Raw genomic sequence first — 23877 nt, 5'->3', positions numbered from 1 at the left:
CGGTAAAACTTAAGATCGGTAAGTAAGCTGAACTCATTAGCCTAGCCGTGAAGAAATAAATGATGATGTGATAGAGACGGCAACATGCGGAGGTGATAGCGACGAAAACAAGATCAGGAGTAAGGGCATATAAACTGACGGGAGCCAAGCGAATGGCGGCGACTGGACCCCGGAGCAGAAAGCAGGCTGAGGGGAAGCGCGTGCCACGTACCCGGCATCCCCGGCGGAATGTCCGGAAGGTGATGCCGGATCTGCGTCCATTTTGGCGAGCAGGCCAGCTTGCAGGCAAACAATTCAGGGGAGATACCGACAACCTGAATAAACACGCTTCTGATGCGTGGCAAGTACACGCGGCGAATCTGCCGGAACAGATCAGTTGCGAAGATACATTGCAGGCAGGCAGGGCGTTTATTCAAGGCTATGTGAAGTCCTCAGGCCATGTACCAGATATTGTACCGCTACCCCTCCGACATGTTGCTGCTGCCGTAGTCTGTGCCTGTAATGAGGAACGCACACTTGATCAAGTCTTGGTACAACTAGGGCGTCTACCCCTCCGTGATATTGTAGTTGTACTAAACGGCACGACGGATAACAGTCTGGGGCACGTGCTTCAACATCCCGGCATTACACTTGTGTATGAACCGGAACGAGCAGGGCATGATGTGGGGCGGGCGCTTGGAGCCAAGATGACAGAGGCGGAGACCGTTTTGTTTGTGGATGGAGATATGGTTATACCTGCGGAACATCTGGCACCGTTCCTGTTCGCGATTGACCGGGGGCAGGATGTAGCCTTAAATGATCTGACTTCTTTGCTTCCTCCTTTTTCCAAGCAGGACGAAGTCAGCCGAATCAAAGCTTATTTGAACCATACATTAGGTCGGCGGGACCTTGGTTCGAATTCGATGACCGCTGTTCCCCATGCCCTGTCGAGACGAATGATTCAGGCTGTAAAACCTGCTTCGCTAGCCGTTCCGCCGAAGGCGCAGATGCTTGCAATCCAGCAGGGACTCAAGGTATCCGCTCCATGCCAAGTGGATGTCATCCGCTCAAACCGACTGCGTGCCGGGAACACGGGTAGCGGTAATGATGTTGCCAGATTGATTCTTGGGGATCATCTGGAAGCACTTGCGGCGTGGATAGGAATGAGTGAATATGCCCTTCGGACCAACCTTCCTTCCCGTGCAGAGGTAGCGTACAGGAGGAATGTGAGATGACGCTGACAAGCATCATTATACCCACGTATAACGGCCTCTCATTACTGAGGCCTTGTGTCGAGGCCATCCGAACATACACAGGAGAAGCGACATCGTACGAGATCATCGTTGTAGATAATGGTTCGACGGATGGTACTGCCGAGTATTGTGCCAGGGAGCGCATCCGGTTCGTTCGTTTACCCGAAAATCGGGGATTCCCTACCGCTTGTAATGCTGGACTTCGGGTTGCCTGCGGAGATGAGCTACTCTTGCTGAACAACGATGTTACCGTTACATCACGCTGGCTGGAAAATATGCGCACAGCACTGTACAGTGAAGAGCACATTGGCATCATCGGGCCAGTCACGAATTATGCCAGTGGTATTCAGCAGGTGCATATGACGTTTCGGGATGTGCCACATTTTCAGGAGCTGGCCGCTGTCAATAATGTTTCGGATGTGTCCAGTTGGAAGGAAGTACGCCGAATCGTAGGGCTGTGTATGCTGATGAAACGAAGTGTAGTGGAGGCCGTAGGGTGGTTTGACGAAGCATATTCCCCTGGACACTATGAAGATGACGACTATTGTTATCGGGCAAGGCTTCTGGGCTTCCGTTTGTTAGTATGCGGTGATGTCCTCGTACATCATCAAGGTAGTGCGAGTTTTCAAAAGACAGATCATACGGAATGGAAACAGTTGCTGGAGCGTAACCGTTCCATTTTCATAAATAAGTGGCAAGTCGATCCGCGTGAATTTATGGACATATCCGATGAAGGAGGGAACAAGGAATGAAAGGTGTAATTCTTGCTGGTGGCACAGGAACCAGGCTGTACCCTCTGACCCGGCTTATTAATAAACATCTGCTTCCCGTCGGCAAACATCCGATGATAATGTATGGTATCGACAGGCTTCGTCAGGCAGGGATTGAGGATATTCTGATTGTTATCAACAAACATTCCGCTGGTTTGTATACGGAGTATCTTGGTGGCGGAGCGGATCATGGGGTCAGGCTGACGTATCGTATTCAGGAAAAGGCCGGCGGTATCGCCGAAGCGCTTGATCTGGCATCATCGTTTATTCTTCCGGGTGAAAAATTTGTGGTGCTGCTTGGTGATAATCTGTTCAGCGATGATTTGAAACCGTATGTAGAACGATATGTGCAGCAACCTGCGGGCACGGCGCGTGTACTGCTTAAAGGGGTGGACGATGCACGTCGCTACGGGGTGCCTGTCTTTGATGAGCACCATCCGGAACGTATTGCGTACATCGAAGAAAAGCCAAGCCAGCCGAAGACCTCTTACTGCGTAACGGGCATATACATGTATGATGATCATGTGTTTAGCCTGATTCATAACATTGTACCGTCTGCACGCGGAGAGCTGGAGATCACCGACGTCAACAACCATTATGCATCCGGCGGCGGATTGGAGTATGACATTTTGCAAAAATATTGGAGCGATGCAGGAACATTCGAATCGCTCCAGGAGGCCGCTGTACGTATGAAAGGGCAGCTGCCTTAACCGGAAATAACAAGATAGAGGCGCAGTGCGGTGCCTGAACCGATGATCAGAGCAAATGTTGGAAACAGAAGACGAAGTAAATGCTTCATACCCATGATTGAAGCCAAACTTGCGCCGGAGCTTTCTTCAAGGCTCCGGCGTTTTGCACAGGCAGAAGAAGCGTGTCAATTATTGAGGGTGCAAGAGCATAACGGTGAAAGGAAAGAGCGCAGGGAATTTATGCCGGATGCGCAAGATACGGTGAGAGTAGAGACTAGAAGAGGTCCGGGTCATGCGAGTGGTGTGAAGAGTGGAGGCAGAGCGTTGCAAGTGAATAATGCAGGGAAGTGGGGCATGTGAAAGGTACCGTAAGAGCAGGGAGTAGCGAGGGCAGAAGTAGAGCGGGTGGTGTGATCAGGATAAGTAAGGCAGGCCGTACTGGAGTTGTGTTGAGTAGGGGCAAGGCAAGTACGGCTGGAAGAGTGGGAAAGGACAGTATGGCTGGTAGTGTGATCGTTGCTGGCAGAGCAGGGGTTGGAAATATGGTCAATGTGGGCAAAGCAAGTCGGCCTGGAGGCGGGATTAGGGCGGGCAAAGCTCCGAGGGCCCGGGGTGAGGGGAATGCGGACAAAGCGCGAAGAAGTAGCAGAGCCGCAGGTGAGAGAGCGAGCAGGGCAGGCGGGGCAACGCTCGCCGGCCCTGCAAAGAGCCGCCTGCGCCAAGGCTCCGCCCCGCGCAGGCGCGCTTCTGCGCTGGGCCGGCGCGCCGCGGCCCGCGCCAAGCAGCGCACGGCGATGCGCCGTGCGCCCAAGCCAGCACCGCACGCAAGCTCGCCACAGGCGATGCCTGCCAGCGGTGCTGGCCCCGCCCCGCGCCAGACGACACACCCGCAGGGTGTCGTCGTGCCCGCGGGGCGGGAAGGCGCTGCCGCGAGTGCGAGCAGCGCAAACGGCGTGCCGCCGCCGGCTGCGGAGCATGCCGTGCAGGCGGCAGGGCCCGGCGGTTACGCCGCGGGTTACCGCGACGGCGTATTCGCCGGGGGCGAGGCGCTGGTGGCGCAGCACATCCCGCCGGATCATATTCTGCCCGCTGTCGCGGCGGCAGATTTGATCGCGGCGGGATTCCGCCAGTATGCGCCCAGCCTGACCCGGCTGACCAGCCCTCATGAGATGGCTGGTCACATGATGGCGGCGCTGGATGCGCAGCGCCCCCTGTCTGTCGTTCGCCTCGGGGATGGCGAACTGCTTACGCTGGCAGCAGATACCGTGCTGCCAGCTACGGAAGTGCAAGAGCTGGCACCGTTCCTGCCTTATGCAGGGGTGCCGTGCTCCACGCCCGACATCCGCGCGACGCTCGCGGAAGCGATTCGGGGTGCAGACTGGGTGGGTGTGCCCATCTCACGTGCTCCGACGTTTCAAGGACTATTATTCCCGGTGTTGCGCCATTTCGGGATCGACTGGTCTGATCTGAAATTGACCAGTTCCACGATCAACTACAGTCTGCATCAATCCCGATTGTTGCTACCGATGTTGCAAGGACGGCGTGTGCTGCTTATCGGCAGCCGGGCGGCAGAACTGGGAGCCTTGTTACAACTGCATGGGGTGCAGGTTACAGGCATCATCCCTGCTGTAGCAGGCATGGCCGATATTCCGAGAGTAATGCAGCTAACAGCCGAGCACACCTTTGATATCGCTCTGGTCGCAGCGGGCATTCCAGCAGTTGTGTTATGCAGACGTATTGCGGGCGAACTGGGCAGCGTTGCCTTTGATTTCGGACATTTGGCTGACAAATTAGTGACAGGGGAGCTTCAACTCTAGTGAGTCGTCTGGGGCAGGATCACCGGGACCCTGCCTCTGGCACGAGTGGAATGGAGGAAGCAACATGAAGAAAGCGGAAATACAGTCGCAACGTGCACGAAAAAATACTCAGAGCAGCTTACAGCAGAGCGGTCAGTTTAGAGTAGGTACACAATTATCGGGTAGCCATCCTCATCGTATGAGTACACCTGCTAAGGTTTTTCTTCATGCAGCCGGTGTCCGTAATCGGCGTAACGCCTCACGGAAAGGCAAAAGAAGTCATCGTATTCTTCGAAACACCAAGTTATACAAGCAAGGATATAACCGAGGCTACCAAGATGGCGTTCTTCAGGGGCAAAATTCATTCGGAATTGTGTTTGAAGGGGTCAGCATCATCATTCCCACCTACAATCAGCGGGATTATGTACTGCAATGTGTGTCAAGCATTGAGAAATATACCCCGGCTCCTTACGAAATCATCGTTGTAGACAATGCTTCTCAAGATGGTACGGCCGACGCACTGCTTCGCAAAGGCGGTATGGTGAGGGTGGCTGCATTGGATAAAAATCGGGGATTTGCCGGAGGCGTTAATCAGGGTCTGATGATGGCAAAGGGACGGCATATCGTTGTGCTGAACAATGATACCCTGGTTACACCGGGCTGGCTGGAAAATATGATGACGTGTCTTAACAGCGATCCACAGATCGGTGTCGTGGGTCCTGTAACGAACTACATTGGCGGAGATCAGCAGATTGAAGTACCTTATCGTGAAGTAGAGGACATGTGGTCTTTCGCTGCCAACCAGAATCGTCCCGACCCAGAGAAACATCGATTGACGGATCGGCTCGTTGGATTCTGCTGGCTGTTTTCCAGAGATCTGTTTGAGCGGGCAGGTTATCTCGATGAGGGTTACGCCGTAGGTAACTTTGAGGATGACGACTGGATTGTACGGGTGCGGATGTTGGGATACCAGCTTGCTGTAGCAGGTGATGCCTTTATCCATCATTTTGGAAGTGTCAGCATGAAAGCGCTCGGAGAGCAGGACTTTAACTCAGTGAACAAGGGAAATGAACAATTTTACAGTCAAAAATGGGGAGATCCCCAAGCGCTCATCGCGGAAACCTCCAGACTGGCACAGACTCCGTACTCAGACCCTCAAACTCGATCTCAAGCGAACGTATCTTCGTTAGCGGCAAAAGGTGATTTACGCCAGAGGGCAGGTTCCTCTTCTGAAAACAGTCCTGCAACATCATCTTTCAGACGAAGCAGTGATTTCTATCCCGAAGGTGCATTTCTTGTTGATTTAAAGGGTGATGTCTATGTACTAAGAGGCGGTCAGCGCCGAAAGCTGAACACTCCTGTTCCGCGCGGCATCTCGCCGGTGCTGGTAGCCAAACCTGATCTGCTGGGCATACCTGCGGGTGAACCGCTGGTGTCCGCCGGAGACATTTGGAATGGATCGCTTGAACCTGACCAGCCTCTTGCTGCGACTCCTTCCGATTCCGGCGTGGTAGCTATACACGAAAGCATTGTAGCTACTGTTGACGCACCAGAAAGTTGGTATCTGGTCACCGAAGGCAAACGCAGGAGGTTTGTTTCCACCTATGCAGCGGAACGTTGGGGAATAAGCTCCAGACATGTGCATCAAATATCAACCGAACAACTTCATTTGATCCCGGAAGGATGGCCGATTATTGCTCCGCCCCAGTTGCTGAACCAGGATTTGTGATGAGCACCGCTCGTGGTTTGAAGCAACATGTAAACATGCGGAATGAACAACGCAGCACCTACGCAACTTTTAGGCTGAACGTTCACCCAAATCTGTTTATTCCGCATGAGGTTTCCCGTACAAGGGCTACATAATTAAGCTGATGACTATTCAAGACAAGTCAAGAGAACTGAAAAGAGCCCTTTTGATTGCTTTCTTAATCTTATTCATCCTATCCCTACCAATTTGGAGGGTTCTCTAACGATCAATGAACTATACATGAAATTAACGAATAAAAAATATCAGATTTTGCGAATTGAAATGGATACTGAATTAATAACTCAAAATTTAAATTTATTTTTTCTATTTTGTTATAGGATTGTTCTATTAGCATAACCATTGACGATGTAAAGAGACGGGAGTACATTTATAGCCATAATTCTTATTTAACAGATAGGGATTAAAGGTATAGGTTGATCCGGTCTGTCTGATGATCTGGAACTCTATTATGGAAATCGGAGGTATGTCGATGTCATCATCCCAAAAAGTAGTGTTATGGAGTAAAAAGGGTTGCTATTTCTGCAAAACTTCTGGTGCGGCAGGATGAAGCAATGCTGTCTGAACGGAACGGATGAAGTCTGACAAGGCTAATGTAGCAGGAGCACAGCAGTTATTTTTACATGGGCGCTATATAGAAAAAATCTATTAGAAGCACGGTTGACCGGTTCGCCGGGGCAGTGATAAGCTGTGTGAAATTAAAACAAACCAAACTCATAGGAATAATCAATTTTGATTTTAATGCTCAATTGTTGATTTAGATATGCCACATTTTGGTACCATCAAATTACCTTATTTCAGGGAAGGCGGAGTGTACATGACAGCAAAACGAAGTTTGAAATTTGGAGCGATCATTCATGGTGTTGGGGGAAGCAACACAACCTGGAGACATCCGGAGGTTCTATCCGATGCCAGTGTCAACTTTGGATTTTACAAACGTCAGGCGCTGAAGGCAGAAGAGGGCAAGTTTGATCTGGTATTCATTGCGGACGGCCTGTATATTACGGAGAAATCCATTCCTCACTTCCTGAATCGTTTTGAGCCGATCAGCATTCTTTCCGCTCTTGCTGCGGTAACATCACGTATCGGACTTGTGGGTACACTCTCCACATCTTATAGTGATCCATTTACAGTCGCCAGACAGTTCGGTTCGCTTGATCTGATCAGCGATGGCCGTGCAGGCTGGAACGTGGTGACATCCCCCTTGGAAGGTACCGCGAAAAATTACAGCAAAAGCAATCATCCAACACATCCGGAGCGTTACCGTATTGCTAAGGAATATTTACAAGTGACCAAAGGATTGTGGGATTCGTGGGAAGACGATGCATTTGTAAGAGACAAGGAGAGCGGTGTGTTCTTCGATCCTTCCAAACTGCACACGCTGAATCATGAAGGGGAGTTCTTCTCTGTACAGGGGCCATTGAACATAGCTCGTTCACGGCAGGGACAGCCGGTTATTTTCCAAGCTGGTTCTTCGGAAGATGGCAAAACGCTGGCGGCACAAGAAGCTGATGCGGTATTCACTGGACACGATAACATTGAAGATGCACAAGCATTCTATAAGGACGTAAAAACGCGGGCAGCCTCCTACGGGCGTTCAGCTCAAGATATTGTCATTTTGCCAGGCATCAACCCGATTGTGGGACGGACGGCGGAGGAAGCGGAACAGAAGTATCAGGAGATCGCGAGCCTTGTGACCATTGATAAAGCCTTGGACTACTTGGGACGTTTCTTCGAGCATCATGATTTCTCCCAATATCCGCTGGATGAACCGTTCCCTGAACTGGATGGCATAGGTAGCAACAGCTTCCGCAGCGGAACGGACAAAATCAAAAAAGACGCCAAAGAACAGGGCTTAACGCTGCGCGAAGTCGCTTTACGGGCTGCAACCCCACGGAGTCAATTCCTAGGGACACCGGAGCAGGTAGCGGACAAAATCCAGGCATGGTTCGAGGCAGAAGCGGCAGACGGATTCATCATTGCTTCGGAGCTCCCTAGCGGATTGTCCGACTTTGTCGAGCTGGTGGTGCCGATTCTACAGGAACGCGGCATCTATCGTACGGAATATGAACATGATACGCTGCGTGGCAATCTAGGTGTTCAGGTGCCTGTAAACCGTTATACAGTAGCTAAAACGCAGGAAGAGTCGAACGCCATCTAATCGAATGTCAAATGTCATCTACATCAAACATCATCTAATATTTTTAATTCATGTTAACTCAAACGCGGTGACTCTAACCTGTACTCACAATCCAATACATTCGGATCAAACAGAAGTACAGTCCATCGTTAAAATGAAGCACAAATGCATCTGGATCATAGGGTTAATAGAGTTTATGAAGTCTTCTTGCTCTAAAACCTACTTTTCTCATAGGAAATATAAATTTTATGGTGAGTTTGCTCACCTTAACACATTAATGACACCTGTATACACAGAGGGGGAAGCGATATGAACAGGTCTATCTCATGGACAAAAGCATTGGCGTTGGCAGTAGCATTGGTAATGGTTTTGTCCGGATGCGGAGCAGTATCGGGAGGCAAAACTAGCGGTGCGGCACAGGCTTCCGCCGGCGGGGGGCAGGCTGGTAAAGCAGAAGGGGGGAATCTCACCTTTGCACTGGCGACTTCACCGGATACGCTCGATCCGCACCGCAGCGGACTTGCAGTAGCCGTACGGGCGATTCGTACGATCTACGACAATCTGGTGGTTCAGCTACCGGACGGTTCCATCAAACCTTGGCTTGCCAAGGAATGGAGCATATCGGAGGATGGAAAAAGTTATACCTTCAAGTTGCGTGAAGACGTGAAATTCCATGACGGAACCCCGTTTAACGCCGAAGCGGTGAAGTACAATCTGGATCGGGTCATTGATCCGGCCACCAAAGCTGCCAATTCGCTTGCCCTGATTAGACCTTATAGCTCCTCCCAGGTCATTGATGAATATACGATCAAAGTCAATCTGGATGCTCCTTCGCAGGCATTTCTCGGTAACCTGAGTCAGGCATTGCTGGGAATCGTGTCTCCAACCGCTGCGAAGAAATACGGGGATCAACTGGGCAAAAATCCGGTAGGCACAGGCCCGTATACCTTTGTGAAATGGGATGAAAATGCGGATATCGTTGTAGCCAAAAACAAGGATTACAACTGGGGCCCGGATACGGTCGAAAACAAAGGGGCTCCTTATATCGATACCATCACCTTTAAGATTGTACCGGAAGAAGCAACACGCATCGGAAGTGTGCAAAGCAAGCAGGTGCTCGCGGCAGAGACCGTACCGCCGCAAAATATCGCTGCGCTCAAAAGCGACCCGAACCAGCAATTGCTGCAGGCCAATACCGTTGGACTGCCGTATACCCTCTTTTTCAATCTGCGCAAGGCACCTTGGGATGATGTAAAAGTAAGGCAGGCGGTACAATCCGCCGTAGACGTCGAGTCCATTGTGAAAACCTTGTATCTGGGCAACTACGAGCGCGCATGGTCTGCATTGTCTCCAGGCATTCTCGGCTATGACAAGGCGCTTGAAGGAAGCATCGCCCCGGACCTGAACCGCGCTAACAAGCTATTGGATGAGCAGGGCTGGGTCAAGGGCTCTGACGGGATTCGGGCGAAGGACGGGAAGAAGCTGACTCTGAAATATGTAGATGGCTCCCCGAACCGGGAGAAACGCAATGACATTGCTGCGATCATCCAGCAACAGCTAAAACCGCTGGGTATTGCGGTAGAAGTAGTGATTACCAAAGACATTGCTACCGTGATCTATCAGAACTGGGATTATGATCTGTACGGCAACAGCCAGGCCAACTCCGATCCGAATGCCTTGTATGCCTTCTATCATACCAGTGCGGAAGGACAACGCCCGACATTATCCGGTTTGTCTGATCCCAAGATCGACCAATTGCTGGAGCAGGGAGCGGTAGAGAAGGATTCGGCGAAAAGGGTAGAGATCTACAGTCAGATTCAGAAATATCTCATTGAACAAGCAGTTATTTTGCCAATATACGTATTTCCGTATACCGTGGCTGCATCCAAAAACGTTGAAGGCATCAAGTTCGATTCCCTTGGATATCCGCTCTTTAATGATGTACGTATTCAGCCATAATGCAAGTTGTTTTATCCATTCATCATTCCAACACGGCATACAGCCTGTTCCGGTTTCAGAAAGGAGCCATCCGGTATGATTCAACTGATCTTGTCACGGCTAGCAACGTCGCTTCTCGTTATATTTGGAGCCTCGGTGCTGGTGTACTGCATCATGTATCTTCTGCCGGGTGATCCGGTGCTGCTCATGCTGGACCCGTCCTCGGCTACCCCGGAGATGATTGCCAATCTCCGGGCACAGCTTGGGCTGGATCAACCATTTTATATCCAGTTTGCGAACTATTTTGGCGATATGCTGCGCGGGGATTTTGGTCAATCCATGGTTAACTCCGATCCGGTATTACCCAAAATTCTGGAACATTTCCCGGCAACGCTGGCATTAACGGCACTCAGTTCGCTGATCGCCATCACCATCGGAATTACGCTTGGCGTTCTATCGGCCATTCACCGGAATGGCGTGATTGATGTTGTGGCTCGGCTCGTTGGTTTGTTCGGTATCTCGATGCCAACCTTCTGGACCGGTATTCTGCTCATTCTCTTGTTTTCCGTGCAGCTCGGCTGGTTCCCGGCAATGGGTTCGGACGGATTCGGCTCCTTGGTGCTCCCGGCGGCGACACTTGGACTTGTCGGTGCGGGATTTATTGTGCGGATGGTGCGTAACAGCATGCTTGAAGTGATCAATGAACCGTTTATCGTGGCTTTACGAGCCAAAGGACTGTCTGAACGAGCGATCATGTACGGTCATGCACTGCGTAATGCATTGATCCCCGCCGTTACGGTTATCGGTATGCTAATTGGGGATTTGCTGGCAGGAACCGTGGTGGTAGAAACGGTATTCTCCAGACAAGGAATTGGCCGTATTATTGCCGATGCGTTAATGGCGAAGGATCTACCGGTGGTGCAGGGCGTTGTATTTTTTACATCGATCATCTATGTCGTGTTGAATTTGCTGGTAGACATCTCGTATTCGTACATTGATCCTCGGGTTCGGCGAGCTGTCCGTACATGATCCAGATCAGGAGCGCCGCATCAGGAGCTTGCAAAATGTGAAGAGGCAGGAGAAGGAGGCGTTAATTTTTATGAGCATGAAACCTTTGACGGGACACAAAAAGGCATGGGCAGGAAGCGCGGGAAAAGCTCGCCTGTGGAGATGGAACCGCCTGCCTTGGCAGCATCGCATTTCATCCGCAGTATCGCAATTGTTTTTGTATGCCGCGCTGCTCATCGTCATCTTTACTGTGGCCTGTGCCATCGTACCTGGCTGGATTGCTCCTTATGATCCATCACAGATGATGACGGATGCCATTCTACAGGCTCCTTCTGCTACACACCTGTTCGGTACAGACTATTTCGGCCGGGATATCTTCAGCGTGGTTGTGCATGGGAGCCGGGATTCCTTGCTGATCGGTTTTGCTTCCGTGCTTGTTGGCGGTCTCGTCGGCAGTGCTCTTGGCATCCTAGCGGGATATGCAGGAGGACTGGTTGATACGGTAACGATGCGGGCGGTGGATATTGTTATGGCCGTACCAGGCGTATTGCTCGCCTTATCTGTTGCTGCGGCGCTTGGGCCAGGACTGCTAAATATTGCACTTGCTGTTGCGGTGGCGTCGATACCAGGCTATGCAAGGGTGATGCGCGGTCAGGTGATGTCTGTCAAAAATCTGCCTTTCATTACAGCAACACGCTCGCTGGGTGGTTCCAATGCCCGCATTTTCTGGAAACATGTCTTGCCACACTCCCTCTCTCCGCTGCTCGTGATGGCAACGCTGGGGGTAGGTACATCCATCCTGACTGGGTCAGGACTCAGTTTCCTCGGGCTCGGGGTACTCAAAGAAATTCCGGATTGGGGTGCATTGCTGTCCCAAGGGAGAGGGTATCTGACGGTAGCTTGGTGGATATGCACATTCCCGGGTCTGGCCATTACGCTGTTTGTTCTGGCTGTCAATCTGATTGGGGACGATATGCGTGATCGCCTTGATCCCAAAGTAAAAGGAGCGGCTTGACCGCTATTCCAAGGAGGAAAATAATATGTCACATGTTGTCATTATTGCAGGAACCCCGTCCAAGCGATCACGTTTGACAGGACTTACGGATTATAGCAGCCTTACGTTAAGCAAAGCTGGTATCTCAGTTGAAGTGATTCAGGTGACCGATTTGCCGGCTGAAGATCTGGTACAGGCCAAGTTCGACAGTCCGGCCATTAAGGACGCACTTGCCATTGTCGATGCAGCGGATGCCGTTATTGTGGCTACTCCGGTATATAAGGCAGCCTATTCGGGCGTGCTGAAGCTGTTTCTCGACCTGATTCCCCAAGAAGGACTCCGGGATAAGGTGACCCTGCCTCTCGTTATTGGCGGTTCAATTGCACATTTGCTTGCTATTGATTATGCTTTGAAGCCTGTGCTTACCGCACTCGGCGGACGACATATCCTTGGAGGCGTATACGCAGTCGATCAGGCGATTGAGCGCAATGAGGATGGCACATTCACACTTGCAGCAGATATTACTGCACGTCTGGATCGATCTCTGGAAGAATTAAGATTGACACTGGAAAAGGATGGTATTACGATATCCTAAAACCAAGTAATTTTATAGGAAAATAAGAGGATGCGGAGGCGCCTATGAATATTGAGAACATTGAAGCATTTGTATATATCAATCATTACGGAAGCTTCAATAAGGCGGCTGAAGTACTTTTCTTGTCCCAGCCTTCGGTTACGGCACGTATCCAATCATTGGAAAGGGAGCTGGGATGCAAGCTGTTTGACCGACTAGGCAAGCAGATTGTGCTGACGGATGAAGGCCGCAAATTTTTGCCGTATGCGCAGCAGGTGCTGCAAGTGATCCAGAAGGGTAGACAAAAAATCCAACAGCGTAGAACGACACCTGAGGCACTGCGCCTCGGAAGCACGGTGTCCGTGTCCAATTATGTCATTCCCGATTTTCTGCCCAGAATCAAAGAGTCCTACCCTGAAGTCAACATCAAACTGACAACAGCAACAACGGATCAACTGATTGCCAAACTGCTCGGTCAGGAGATAGATCTCGCGTTTGTGCGCAAGGTCATGCACCCTGCGATCCGTACCGTTGCTTTTTACGAAGATCCGATACAGCTATACGTGTACAGAGGGCATCCTTTCATTGAAAGCGGACATGTCAGCATGGAGGCGATCCGGAATGAAAAGCTGGTCTTTTTCGAGTGTGGCTCATTGGACTGGCTCCGCATTCACCGGGCCTTCGACTCCCTGGAGTATCCGCCGGATATTACATATCATGTGGATAATTCGGAAACAGCGAAAAAATTGGTTATGCAAGGTGCAGGCATCGCTTTTCTCCCGGGGTTAACGGTGAAGAAAGAGGTACAGCGTCAGGAGCTGTTTCCGATTCAAGTCCATGAGGTGGCAGGTGTGTCGCTGCAGATCAGTGTGGTGACTTTAAAAGAAGAATATTCGCCATTTGCAGAGCCTTTTGGAGAACTGCTACGGCAATTATAGATGGACTGACAAGGCGAACCAGATTTCAACGTTATAAATTGGATAAATGAAGCTTGAAAGGAGGGCCCAGGATGAAAAGTGGTCTGGAGCAGACGAGAGGACAGCTTGTGCAGTCGGAGGAAGAGAAGCAGCAAGTTGAGCAGAGCGAGCTACAGCGGGAAGCAGCGCAGACTTTGGATCACCAATATGTGTTGCCATGGGTAGAAGATACGGAACAAGAGAAGGAGTTCGCGGCACATCTGACTGCAATTCGGCGGCATCTTCATCGTAACCCCGAGCTGTCTGGTGAGGAAAAGGAAACGACAGCAGCTATTCGCGGCTGGCTGGAAGAGGAAGGTGTTCGCCTTGCCGATGAGTATAAACTGCGAACAGGGCTTGTTGCTGAGGTAGGGCAGGGAAACGGCCCTGTCGTAGCGCTTCGGGCGGACATTGATGCCTTGCCTATTCAGGAGGAAACCAGGCTGGAGTTTGCTTCGCAGATCCCGGGCCGTATGCATGCATGTGGGCACGATGCACACACTGCCATTTTGATCGGAGCAGCACGGTTACTGAAACGGCGTGAATCCAGTTTGCCAGGTAAAATTCGATTGATTTTTCAACCGTCAGAAGAAAAGGCAACAGGTGCTCGCCAAGTTATCCAGAGCAGAGCACTCGACGATGTTCAGGCTATATTTGGTTTACACAATAAACCGGATCTGCGAGTAGGCACAGTGGGTATTCGCGAAGGTGCATTGATGGCAGCAGCCGATGGTTTTGTGGTTAAAGTGCAAGGCGTGGGTACCCATGCGGCTGTACCCGAGGCTGGCATCGATCCGATTGTGGTTGCTTCACATATCGTCATCGCGTTGCAGGCCATTGTCAGCCGGAATGTAGGTGCTCAGGAGAGTGCAGTACTCAGCGTTACGAAAATGAACAGCGGTACGGCCTGGAATGTCATCCCGGAGGAAGCGATACTTGACGGCACAGTACGCACGTTTGACGAGAAGGTGCGCGCCCGTATCCGGGAACGTTTTAACCAGGTCGTGGCTGGCGTGGCTGCAGCCTACGGCACAACGGCGACGATACGCTGGATTCAGGGGCCACCTGCTGTGGTCAATGATGAATCGCTGGCATTGGACGCAGAACAAGTCGTGAATGAGCTGGGATTGAATCATGTCAGACCGCTGCCTTCGCCGGCAGGAGAGGATTTTTCCTTTTATCAAAAAGAAGTGCCGGGTCTGTTTCTCTTTCTCGGGACATCGGGACCGCACGAGTGGCACCATCCGGGTTTTGATGTAGATGAGCAGGCTTTGCCAATTGGTGCACATCTGCTGGCAGGGCTGGCTGAACAGGCTTTGAAACGTCTGCAAGCTTAACATAACAGTTATAGTTATAATGGCACTGATGTTGAAAAGAAAGTAGACGTTTAATCTGAATTCAGAATCTATTCTTATTCTCGATCTGTAACATTTGCTTAAGAGCTGGCGCTAGTCGTCAGCTCTGTTTGTTTTATTTTCAAAAATCGGGGAATGCGCAGGGACTTTTCAGTTATTCTAACACCGGAGTGTACGCGTAAAATCTTGTTGTACAACAGGCGTAGATGGAAATATTTGTTGACGCCCCCTAAGGAGTGTGCTATATTTTTCTCGTCCTTTAATCGTAATTATTACTATTAAAATCAAAGTAATGCAACGGAGAACTTCAATTCGAGTCTAAAGAACAGGAGCCGCCGCCGCGATGAAACAAGAGATTGATTTTATCAAATGTAATCCGACGCAGAACATGACCCTTCTGGTGAGAACGGATCACGCTGCCGAACATTACAGTGATATCGCTTCCAGCCTGATGTCCTATGATCATGTTCACGCTGAACAAGTCGGGTTCATCAAGCAGCCACGAAGGCCAGAAGCCGTTGCCCGCCTGGAGATGGCAGGAGGAGAGTTTTGTGGCAATGCTTGTATGGCACTGGCAGCCCATATTGCAGCAGAAGCAGGGCTGGAGAAGCAAGCGTCCATGAATATCAAGCTGGATGTTTCAGGCACAGAGCACTTGATCAGCTGTCATGTGAAGCGGCAAGAGCATCGGTATGATTGCCGGGTTACGATGCCTGTTCCCGATCAGATCGAGCGGCGGAAGATTACGTTTGAAGGTATGGAGCTGGATCTGGTCATTGTCCGGTATGCCGAATTCATTCACATCGTGATTGAAGTGCAGGACGTCGATGACCTGATGAAACGAAGGGCAGAACATCTCGCACGGTTACTGGGACTCACGATGGGAGACAAAATGATCGGTGTGTTGTTAGTTCACCCTGCTACGCAAGAGATGGCTCCCCTTATTTATGTCCCGCAGCTGGATAGCCTGATCTGGGAGAGAGGTTGCGGATCAGGTACGGCCTCTGTAGGCGCTTATCAGGCCTGGCTTAGACAGAGCGAAGTCACCCAGTTGGTCAAGCAACCCGGAGGTACGATTAAGGTGACCGCTCAGTGGGAGGCCCAAGGAGTGAAGGCCATTACGATTGAGGGAACTGTTGGCATTGTTGCCTATGGCACGGCTTTCATTGATACCTTACAGGAGCAGAGCAGGAGCGTCGTAGAGGTCTGAGCGAATACCTGAGACTGAGATGTAAGAGGTTGACCATAACAAGGTTCAGGAGGAGAGATTTTGATAACGTTAATGCACTTTGAGACGAGACTTCGAGTGTTTGCTGAACAATTTGGCAAGCTTGCGGTCAAATATGATCAGACGCTTGAGCACAGCGCGGAACTGGAAGCGGTGATTAACGAGTATTCACGGTTTGTGACAGACCCTGATCACAAGATCGCTTGGGGGATGTTGAGGCAAGCCGAACTGCAGGAGCTTGATCCGCTAGTTCAGGCGCTAAGACAAAAGTCCGCTCAGTGCGTCGCGATTTTGGAGAAATATCGGGCATTGAAGTTGCAGGCTGGAGAAGTGCAGATTGCGGATTATTTCAAAAATATCGAAGAGTGCATCGACAAAGAGTTTGGCAGCTTTCAGGTGACACCTGGATCCAAAGTGCTGCTGGTGGGTTCCGGTTCATTTCCGATGACCCCTTTACTAATCGCTAAACGTACCGGAGCCGAGGTGGTTGGCATTGATATCGATGCAGAGGCGATCACGCTTGGGCGAAAAGTGGTGGAGAAGCTAGGGGCAGGCTTGAACATTCGTTTAGAGCAGCAACTGCTGGAGGATCTGGCGTATACCAGGCAGGCGACTCATATTATTTTCAGCTCCACGGTGGCTAACAAGTATGACTTGCTCGATCAATTATACGCATTGACCAATGAACAAGTCGTTGTAGCTATGCGGTATGGCAATGGGGTGAAATCACTGTTTAATTATCCTATGAAAGAGACGGACGGCAACAAATGGAGAGTGGCAGATAACATTCTACGCCCGCATGATGTGTTCGATATCGCGTTGTATCAGAAGGCGTAAGACGTCGAGTGAAGTGTAATTGGGTCTATAATTTGTTTACAGGGAGGTATGTATGGACGGCGTTGAAAAAGTTCTGTTATGCGGCACGGGTCCTGTGTCCATTCAGCTTGCGGTAATCTTGAAAATTCATCTGGGCTGTCATGTGGGTATGGCGGGCAGGCAATCGGTGCGGTCAGCATCGTTCTTTGCATCACTGGAACAGAGCCAGCAACAGGTTCAGGTGACGATTCAAAATGAGAAGCATCGACCCTTCGCCGGGGGATGTACGGTGGATCAAGTATTTAAAGGATTCAACACCCTTGAAGGGGAGTGGGATACACTAATATTGGCAGTCACCACGGATGCTTATATCGATGTACTCCAAGAAATCAATGATGAGTTCATCAAACAACTGAAATACGTTATTTTGGTTTCCCCTACCTTTGGTTCCAGTCTCCTGGTGAGTCAGTATTTGCTTGAGCGGAATGCTTTCCCGGAAATCATCAGCTTTTCCACCTACTTGGGCGATACTCGCTGGATGCATGAACAACCGTCGAATGAAGTGATCACCACGGGGGTCAAAAAGAAGGTTTACATTGGCTCCACGGTTCCCTCTTCAACCTATGTACGGCAATTAAGCGATTTATTCCAGCGGTTGCATATTTCACTCGCCGTCATGTCTTCTCCACTGGAAGCCGAAACAAGGAATATTTCGCTGTACGTACACCCACCGTTGTTTATGAACGAATTTTCGCTAGAGGCCATTTTTGGTGAGCAAGGTGTTCAAAAATATGTTTATAAGCTTTATCCCGAAGGGCCGATTACACCCAAGCTCATTTGTAGTATGCGGTCACAGTGGCAGGAGATCGAGCAGATTACAGACAGACTTCATATTCAGGGAGTGAACCTGCTGCAGTTTATGACGGATGACAATTATCCGGTGCGATTAGAGAGTTTATCACGTCAGGATATCGAGCAATTTGATCGATTAGAGGCCATCCATCAGGAGTATTTATTATACATACGGTACGCCTCATTATTGATTGATCCGTTCTCGGAGCCGAATGCTGCTGGCACATATTTTGACTTCTCGGCTGTGCCGTTCCGACAAATATTTATAAACCGCGAGGGTGAACTCGACGTTCCGAGAATGCCCAAGGAAGACTATTACCGCATCAAAATGATTCAGGGCATCGCGAGACATGTGAATGTCGCCTGTCCAACGATAGATCATTTCATTGCCACATATGAAGCAAAGCTTCAGGAAGTGACGCGTACACATCCAGATCAGCGCCTGTCGACCGCCTTTGTGATCCAGTCGTTTGCGCAGGATGTTCGCATGATCTGTAACGGACTTACGGGCAGTAAGGTCTAAATATAGCTGAAGAAGCAGAGCTGAAAGCTTTAGGAAAGAAAGTCACATCGCAAGACGGTACTGCAATCGAAGTGGCATGCAGTAACAAGCAATGATCTGCTTGAATCTTATTTGTTTATCAAGGAGGAACTATGGTGAGAAAAAGGCGTACTTTTACACGCATTATAACAATGGTCGCTGTCATTGCGATGATATCGGGCTGTGCTCAGAAGGCCACCAAGGAGAACAGCCAAGCGGCATCATCAGTCAGTAAGATCAACAATGAAATTATCTATGCTTCCGCGAAAGATATTAATGATATGAACCCACATCTGTACACAGGCTCGATGCCTGCGCAAGGCATGGTGTATGAATCTCTGGTCGAGAACACGGCTGAGGGAATCAAACCCTTGCTGGCTGAATCATGGGACATCTCCAATGACGGCAAAACGTACACCTTTCATCTGCGCAAAGGGGTGAAGTTCCATGACGGCGAGCCATTTAACGCCGAAGCGGTCAAACAGAATATCGAAGCGGTTCAGGCCAATGCCGAGAAACATGCCTGGATCAAGCTCTCCACCAAGCTGAAGGATGTCAAAGTGAAGGACGAATACACCGTGGAGTTGGATCTGTCCGATGCCTATTATCCGACGCTCGTGGAGTTGTCCATGACCAGGCCGTATGTCTTTATCTCACCAAAGGATTTCAAAAATGGTGGAACCAGGGACGGAGTGAACGGTTTCCATGGGACTGGGCCGTACAAGTTAATCGGGCACAAGGTCGAAGAAAATGCCACCTTTGAAGCCAATGCGGAATACTGGGGCGGTGTGCCTGCCATTCAGAAAATCACGGCCAAAGTGCTTCCGGCCGGAGAAACGACCTATTTGGCACTGCAAAAAGGGGAGATCAACTTTGTCTTCACGGATGACCGCGGGGCAGACAGCATTGACGTAGAAGCGATGGATCAGCTGGCTGCATCCGGCGAGTATCAGGTGGTGCGAAGTGATGCGATGAACACGGCCATGATTGTGGCGAATAGCAGCAGGCAGAACAGCCCGGTTCACGAAAAGGCTGTGCGGGAAGCATTATGGATCGGTATCGATCGGGAGACGATCAGCAAGGATATTTTCAATGGCACGCAGACGGTAGCGAGTACGTTGTTTTCATCGAATGTGAACTACGCCAATGTCGATCTAAAGGTTCGAACGTATGATCCGGAAGCCGCCAAACGTCTGCTGGATCAGGCAGGCTGGACTTTGGCAGAGGGCAAGACGGTGCGTACAAAGAACGGCCAACCTTTAGCGATGAAACTGTATTATGACAGCAACTCGTCCTCTCAGAAAATGCAGGCGGAGTTCATCCAGTATGCAATGAAAGAGATCGGTATGGAACTGGATCTGACAGGCGAGGAGTCCTCTTCCATTGCGAACCGAAGAGCGACGGGGGAATATGACCTGTTGTTCAACCAGACCTGGGGACTGGCGTATGACCCGCAGAGCACCATCGCCGCATTTACATCGGATTCAGCATACAAACATACGACAAGCGGTATCGCCGAAGCGGATGAACTGTACCGGAAAATCGATCAGGTGATGAGCTCGACCGACGATGACTCAACAACTGCATCTCAACATGGAGAATCGAGAAAAGCACTTTATGCGGATATTTTAAACATCGTACATGATGAAGCGGTGTTCATCCCGCTTACGAACGGGCGTGTCACCATTGTTGCTCCGAAACGTCTGCAAGGCATTACCTTTAAACAGACACAGTATGAATTGCCGTTTGAAAAGATGAAATTCGAGTAGAGGGGGAGGGATATGGGAAGTTATATTGCCAAACGACTGCTGCTGACCATCCCTTTGCTGGTCGTTATTTCGTTGATTACTTTTCTGTTGATCAATCTTTCCCCGCTCGACCCGGCTGTCGTAGTCCTGCAGGCTCAGGATGTACCGCAGATCACCGATGAACTGATCGCTCAAACGAATGAAGCGCTGGGTTTTAACCAGCCTTTCCTCGTTCGTTATATGGACTGGATGGCGGCCGTTGTGCAGTTTGACTTTGGATATTCTTACGTGTCCGGTGAGTCCGTGTGGTCATTAATCGGGCCGGCGTTACTGAACACGTTAAAGCTTACGCTGGTATCCTCCGTCTTCATCATCCTGTTATCCATAGGGCTTGGTGTTCTCTGCGCCCTGAAAGAAGGGAAGATGCTGGATCAATCGGTTAGAGGTATTTCCTTTTTCCTGACAGCGATGCCGTCTTATTGGCTTGCGGCCATCCTGATCTGGTATTTTTCGGTGAAACTCGACCTGCTGCCGACCAGTGGCATGGACTCTTATCGCAGCTACATTCTGCCTGTGCTGGTGATCACGGTCAGTTATACGGGCATTTATTTTCGAACCGTACGCAGTGCAATGCTGAGCAACATGAATGAGGATTATGTGTTATATGCGCGAGCGAGCGGCCTTAGCGAGCGGAAGGTCATGCTGCATATCCTGCGTAACTCCTTACAAGTCGCGGTGTCGATCTTCTGCATGGCGATTCCGATAGTACTGGGAAGTACCGTTGTCATTGAAAATGTATTTGCATGGCCAGGGCTTGGCCGGCTGAGTGTAAAGTCGATTCTGAGTCGGGATTTTCCCATCATTCAGGCGTATGTGCTTATTTTGGCGGTAACGTTTGTGTTATTTAACATGCTTTCGGACATGATCAATGCAGCGCTGAATCCGCGTTTAAGAAAGGAAATCTGATGCGACTATTCAAAAATCTGAGCCGTGACAAACTTGCCGTGACCTCGCTGGCCGTTATTGTCGTGACCCTTGTTCTGGGGATCTGTGCGCCTCTCGTTGCCCCTCACGACCCCGGAGCCGTCAACATGAAACTGCGCTATGCCTCACCTTCCTGGCCCTATCTGTTAGGCAATGATCATCTTGGTCGATGTGTCTTATCCAGAATGATCTACGGTATCCGTCCGAGTGTGTTATGGGTGCTGGCGGCACTCGGTTTCTCGGTACTGATTGGTGCGGCGGCGGGATTTGTGGCAGGGTATTTCAAAGGCAAAGTGGATGCGTGGTTGATGCGAATCTGTGACATTATGCTGTCTTTTCCCGGATATGTGATGACGCTGGCGGTGGTTGGTATTTTGGGCGCGGGGCTTGAAAATATTCTGATCGCGTTTGTCTGTATGAAATGGGCCTGGTTTGCGCGTGTCATCCGTACATCCGTGATGCAATTCTCGGACATGGATTATGTGAAATTCGCCAAAGCTTCGGGTATACCGAGCCTAACCATCATTACACGTCACATCATTCCGGTAACCTTTGCCGATATCGCGGTAATCTCCAGTGGCGCGATGTGTTCCATGATGCTGCAGGTGTCGGGGCTTTCCTTTCTGGGACTGGGCATTCAGGCACCCCATGCAGAGTGGGGAATGATGCTGAATGAGGCGAGAGAAGTCATGTTCTCCAGGCCGGAATTGATGCTTGCACCGGGGCTTGCGATCGTTGTGGTGGTATCGGCTTTTAACTTTTTATCAGATGCACTTCAGGTGGCACTGGACCCGAAATTAATGACCTCTCCAGGCAAGCGGGATAGATCTCGTGAAAGAGAGGTGAGAAAGGCGGCCTATGAATATAGTCGAGGTTGAGCATCTGAAAGTGTGGGATACGCATACCAATCAGGCCATTGTTCATGACAGTTCATTTACGGTGCGGCAAGGGAGCTGCATGGCGATTGTTGGGGAGAGCGGCAGCGGCAAATCAGTCACATGCAGAGCGTTGATGCGGCTGAATAAGCCTAATATGCGCCAATCGGGAAAGATGCTGTTTCAGGGCACAGATCTGAATCAGCTCTCCGAAAAGGAGATGCGGCGTCGAAGAGGCAAGCAGCTGTGTATGATTTTGCAGCAGGGTATGAGTGCATTCGATCCTTCCTGTGTAATCGGTGTACATATCCGGGAGACGTTGCAGACGCATTACCATTGGAATAACCGTGAACTGGAGCGGAGAATGCAGCAGGCGATGGAGAGTGTTATGCTCCGAAATCCCACAGAAATTCTGAACAAATATCCCCATCAACTGTCTGGCGGTATGTTGCAACGAATCATGATTGCGCTCGCTCTTGTGCTCGAACCGGATCTGATTATTGCGGATGAGCCAACCACGGCGCTGGACACGATCTCCCAGTACGAAGTGCTGGAGCAGCTGATTCAGTTGCGTGAACGCATGGGGTGCTCCATGATTTTTATCTCCCATGATCTCGGGGTTGTGCAGAAGATCGCGGATGAGGTGATGGTCATGAAAGACGGCAAGATTGTGGAGCAGGGTAGCATGCAGTCTGTTTTGCAGGAGCCTGCACATGCGTATACCCGCTATCTCGTATCTACCCGGTTGGAACTGAGCAATCATTTCAAAGCTTTGATGCAGGAGGGATCATAGATGCTAACGGTAGAGCAGATTGAGAAATCATATGTCCAGGGAGGACTGTTCTCTAAGCATCGGAAGCAAGTGTTGAAAAAGGTGACCTTGGAATGCCGGCATGGTGAATGCCTCGGCATTATTGGCGAAAGCGGCAGCGGCAAATCCACACTGGGTCGGTTGATGCTGGGACTGGAAAGCCCGGATCGCGGCGCCGTCCGGCTGGAGGGAAAAGATGTGAAAGATCGGCGCGTGCGGAGGGGCCGCATCAGCGCGGTTTTTCAAAACTATACCTCCTCGATCAATCCGTTTCTTACGGTACAGGATGCGATTATGGAGCCGATGAAGGCACTCAAACCGTCAGGACAAGGACAGCAGATTAACGCAAAAGTAGATATATTGCTTGCCCAAGTTGGACTGGACTCATCTTATCGTCTTAAGTATCCGCATGAGCTGTCCGGCGGGGAAGCACAGCGAGTCTGCATCGCGAGAGCGGTGTCGACAGAACCGCAGTACCTTGTGTTGGACGAAGCGGTCAGCTCGCTGGATGTGTCGGTCCAGATTCAGGTTTTGCAGTTGCTAAAATCGTTGAAAAGCCTGTACAAGATGAGTTATGTCTTCATTACGCACGACATTCAGGCGGCAGCTTATATTTGCGACAGGTTTGTTTTTTTCAGAGAAGGCCAGATTGAAGAAACGGTTTCGGTTGATCAGTTAAAACATGTGCAGTCCGACTATGCGCAACAATTGTTGAGCCATCTCATTTCATTGTAGCGTGGAGAAGTGGGGGAGACGGTTGTGACTGAAAGGGAAAAGACGTGTTTTGAGTGGAAGCGGGAGGAGC

Annotated in this window: 21 protein-coding genes; all 21 read left to right on the top strand. The window is 50.4% G+C overall.

Features of this window, described 5'->3' with window-relative positions; translation table 11 throughout:
* Positions 1–152 precede the first annotated feature (152 nt).
* Positions 153–1214: a glycosyltransferase family 2 protein gene (locus FS818_RS24295; protein WP_260989960.1), complete on the top strand. Its 1062-nt coding sequence runs from the start codon at positions 153–155 to the stop codon at positions 1212–1214.
* Positions 1211–1984 carry a glycosyltransferase family 2 protein gene (locus tag FS818_RS24290; protein WP_145335481.1) on the top strand — a complete coding sequence of 258 codons (774 nt, stop codon included), beginning with the start codon at positions 1211–1213 and terminating at the stop codon, positions 1982–1984. Before FS818_RS24295 ends, FS818_RS24290 begins: the two co-directional genes overlap by 4 nt.
* Entirely contained in the window at positions 1981–2712 is a 732-nt protein-coding gene (locus FS818_RS24285) for a sugar phosphate nucleotidyltransferase (protein ID WP_145335479.1), read from the top strand. The genes FS818_RS24290 and FS818_RS24285 overlap by 4 nt, the downstream gene beginning before the upstream one ends.
* A gap of 93 nt (positions 2713–2805) precedes the next feature.
* Positions 2806–3051: a hypothetical protein gene (locus FS818_RS24280; protein ID WP_145335477.1), complete on the top strand. Its 246-nt coding sequence runs from the start codon at positions 2806–2808 to the stop codon at positions 3049–3051.
* A complete protein-coding gene (locus FS818_RS29435) occupies positions 3048–4508 on the top strand; it encodes a GT-D fold domain-containing protein (RefSeq protein WP_260989959.1) in 1461 nt (486 codons plus the stop codon). The genes FS818_RS24280 and FS818_RS29435 overlap by 4 nt, the downstream gene beginning before the upstream one ends.
* Positions 4509–4572: 64 nt before the next feature.
* Positions 4573–6216, top strand: a complete 1644-nt coding sequence (locus FS818_RS24270; protein ID WP_260989958.1) for a glycosyltransferase family 2 protein — start codon at positions 4573–4575, stop codon at positions 6214–6216.
* A gap of 853 nt (positions 6217–7069) precedes the next feature.
* Positions 7070–8413: an LLM class flavin-dependent oxidoreductase gene (locus FS818_RS24265; RefSeq protein WP_145335475.1), complete on the top strand. Its 1344-nt coding sequence runs from the start codon at positions 7070–7072 to the stop codon at positions 8411–8413.
* 288 nt (positions 8414–8701) lie between these two features.
* A complete protein-coding gene (locus FS818_RS24260; RefSeq protein WP_145335473.1) occupies positions 8702–10351 on the top strand; it encodes an ABC transporter substrate-binding protein in 1650 nt (549 codons plus the stop codon).
* A gap of 75 nt (positions 10352–10426) precedes the next feature.
* Positions 10427–11359 (top strand): ABC transporter permease, encoded by a 933-nt coding sequence (locus FS818_RS24255; RefSeq protein ID WP_145335471.1) that lies wholly within the window; start codon positions 10427–10429, stop codon positions 11357–11359.
* Positions 11360–11429: 70 nt separating this feature from the next.
* On the top strand, positions 11430–12353 hold the full coding sequence (locus FS818_RS24250; protein WP_145335470.1) for an ABC transporter permease: 924 nt from the start codon (positions 11430–11432) through the stop codon (positions 12351–12353).
* A gap of 25 nt (positions 12354–12378) precedes the next feature.
* Complete coding sequence (ssuE, locus tag FS818_RS24245; protein WP_145335468.1) at positions 12379–12927, top strand: NADPH-dependent FMN reductase; 549 nt, start codon at positions 12379–12381, stop codon at positions 12925–12927.
* A gap of 44 nt (positions 12928–12971) precedes the next feature.
* Positions 12972–13844 carry a LysR family transcriptional regulator gene (locus FS818_RS24240; RefSeq protein ID WP_090919340.1) on the top strand — a complete coding sequence of 291 codons (873 nt, stop codon included), beginning with the start codon at positions 12972–12974 and terminating at the stop codon, positions 13842–13844.
* A gap of 71 nt (positions 13845–13915) precedes the next feature.
* Positions 13916–15199, top strand: a complete 1284-nt coding sequence (locus FS818_RS24235; RefSeq protein ID WP_145335466.1) for an amidohydrolase — start codon at positions 13916–13918, stop codon at positions 15197–15199.
* Positions 15200–15560: 361 nt separating this feature from the next.
* On the top strand, positions 15561–16427 hold the full coding sequence (locus FS818_RS24230; protein WP_145335464.1) for a histidine racemase CntK family protein: 867 nt from the start codon (positions 15561–15563) through the stop codon (positions 16425–16427).
* Positions 16428–16487: 60 nt separating this feature from the next.
* A complete protein-coding gene (locus FS818_RS24225) occupies positions 16488–17282 on the top strand; it encodes a nicotianamine synthase family protein (protein WP_397351812.1) in 795 nt (264 codons plus the stop codon).
* A gap of 52 nt (positions 17283–17334) precedes the next feature.
* Positions 17335–18636 (top strand): opine metallophore biosynthesis dehydrogenase, encoded by a 1302-nt coding sequence (locus tag FS818_RS24220; protein WP_145335462.1) that lies wholly within the window; start codon positions 17335–17337, stop codon positions 18634–18636.
* 134 nt (positions 18637–18770) lie between these two features.
* Positions 18771–20423, top strand: a complete 1653-nt coding sequence (gene cntA / locus FS818_RS24215; RefSeq protein WP_397351811.1) for a staphylopine-dependent metal ABC transporter substrate-binding lipoprotein — start codon at positions 18771–18773, stop codon at positions 20421–20423.
* A gap of 12 nt (positions 20424–20435) precedes the next feature.
* A complete protein-coding gene (opp1B, locus tag FS818_RS24210) occupies positions 20436–21368 on the top strand; it encodes a nickel/cobalt ABC transporter permease (protein ID WP_145335460.1) in 933 nt (310 codons plus the stop codon).
* Positions 21368–22264, top strand: coding sequence for a staphylopine uptake ABC transporter permease subunit CntC (gene cntC / locus FS818_RS24205; protein ID WP_145335458.1), 897 nt, complete (start codon positions 21368–21370; stop codon positions 22262–22264). The genes opp1B and cntC overlap by 1 nt, the downstream gene beginning before the upstream one ends.
* Positions 22245–23054, top strand: coding sequence for a staphylopine uptake ABC transporter ATP-binding protein CntD (cntD, locus tag FS818_RS24200; RefSeq protein WP_145335456.1), 810 nt, complete (start codon positions 22245–22247; stop codon positions 23052–23054). The genes cntC and cntD overlap by 20 nt, the downstream gene beginning before the upstream one ends.
* Entirely contained in the window at positions 23055–23807 is a 753-nt protein-coding gene (locus FS818_RS24195; protein ID WP_145335454.1) for an ABC transporter ATP-binding protein, read from the top strand. It abuts the gene before it with no gap.
* Positions 23808–23877 lie beyond the last annotated feature (70 nt).

Source organism: Paenibacillus xylanexedens, from assembly GCF_007680605.1.
GTDB lineage: Bacteria > Bacillota > Bacilli > Paenibacillales > Paenibacillaceae > Paenibacillus > Paenibacillus xylanexedens_B.
Note: the sequence above shows the minus strand (reverse complement) of the source record. Positions and strands in the feature narration are given on the sequence as shown.

Excerpts from the sequence above, each read along its gene's own strand:
- FS818_RS24235 (WP_145335466.1), top strand. The coding sequence starts at position 13,916 with ATGAAAAGTGGTCTGGAGCAGACGAGAGGACAGCTTGTGCAGTCGGAG.
- cntC (WP_145335458.1), top strand. The coding sequence starts at position 21,368 with ATGCGACTATTCAAAAATCTGAGCCGTGACAAACTTGCCGTGACCTCG.
- FS818_RS24260 (WP_145335473.1), top strand. The coding sequence starts at position 8,702 with ATGAACAGGTCTATCTCATGGACAAAAGCATTGGCGTTGGCAGTAGCA.
- FS818_RS24265 (WP_145335475.1), top strand. The coding sequence starts at position 7,070 with ATGACAGCAAAACGAAGTTTGAAATTTGGAGCGATCATTCATGGTGTT.
- FS818_RS24250 (WP_145335470.1), top strand. The coding sequence starts at position 11,430 with ATGAGCATGAAACCTTTGACGGGACACAAAAAGGCATGGGCAGGAAGC.
- FS818_RS24255 (WP_145335471.1), top strand. The coding sequence starts at position 10,427 with ATGATTCAACTGATCTTGTCACGGCTAGCAACGTCGCTTCTCGTTATA.
- FS818_RS24295 (WP_260989960.1), top strand. The coding sequence starts at position 153 with ATGGCGGCGACTGGACCCCGGAGCAGAAAGCAGGCTGAGGGGAAGCGC.
- opp1B (WP_145335460.1), top strand. The coding sequence starts at position 20,436 with ATGGGAAGTTATATTGCCAAACGACTGCTGCTGACCATCCCTTTGCTG.
- ssuE (WP_145335468.1), top strand. The coding sequence starts at position 12,379 with ATGTCACATGTTGTCATTATTGCAGGAACCCCGTCCAAGCGATCACGT.
- FS818_RS24290 (WP_145335481.1), top strand. The coding sequence starts at position 1,211 with ATGACGCTGACAAGCATCATTATACCCACGTATAACGGCCTCTCATTA.
- FS818_RS24240 (WP_090919340.1), top strand. The coding sequence starts at position 12,972 with ATGAATATTGAGAACATTGAAGCATTTGTATATATCAATCATTACGGA.
- FS818_RS24285 (WP_145335479.1), top strand. The coding sequence starts at position 1,981 with ATGAAAGGTGTAATTCTTGCTGGTGGCACAGGAACCAGGCTGTACCCT.
- FS818_RS24270 (WP_260989958.1), top strand. The coding sequence starts at position 4,573 with ATGAAGAAAGCGGAAATACAGTCGCAACGTGCACGAAAAAATACTCAG.
- FS818_RS24280 (WP_145335477.1), top strand. The coding sequence starts at position 2,806 with ATGATTGAAGCCAAACTTGCGCCGGAGCTTTCTTCAAGGCTCCGGCGT.
- cntD (WP_145335456.1), top strand. The coding sequence starts at position 22,245 with ATGAATATAGTCGAGGTTGAGCATCTGAAAGTGTGGGATACGCATACC.
- FS818_RS24195 (WP_145335454.1), top strand. The coding sequence starts at position 23,055 with ATGCTAACGGTAGAGCAGATTGAGAAATCATATGTCCAGGGAGGACTG.
- FS818_RS24220 (WP_145335462.1), top strand. The coding sequence starts at position 17,335 with ATGGACGGCGTTGAAAAAGTTCTGTTATGCGGCACGGGTCCTGTGTCC.
- FS818_RS24230 (WP_145335464.1), top strand. The coding sequence starts at position 15,561 with ATGAAACAAGAGATTGATTTTATCAAATGTAATCCGACGCAGAACATG.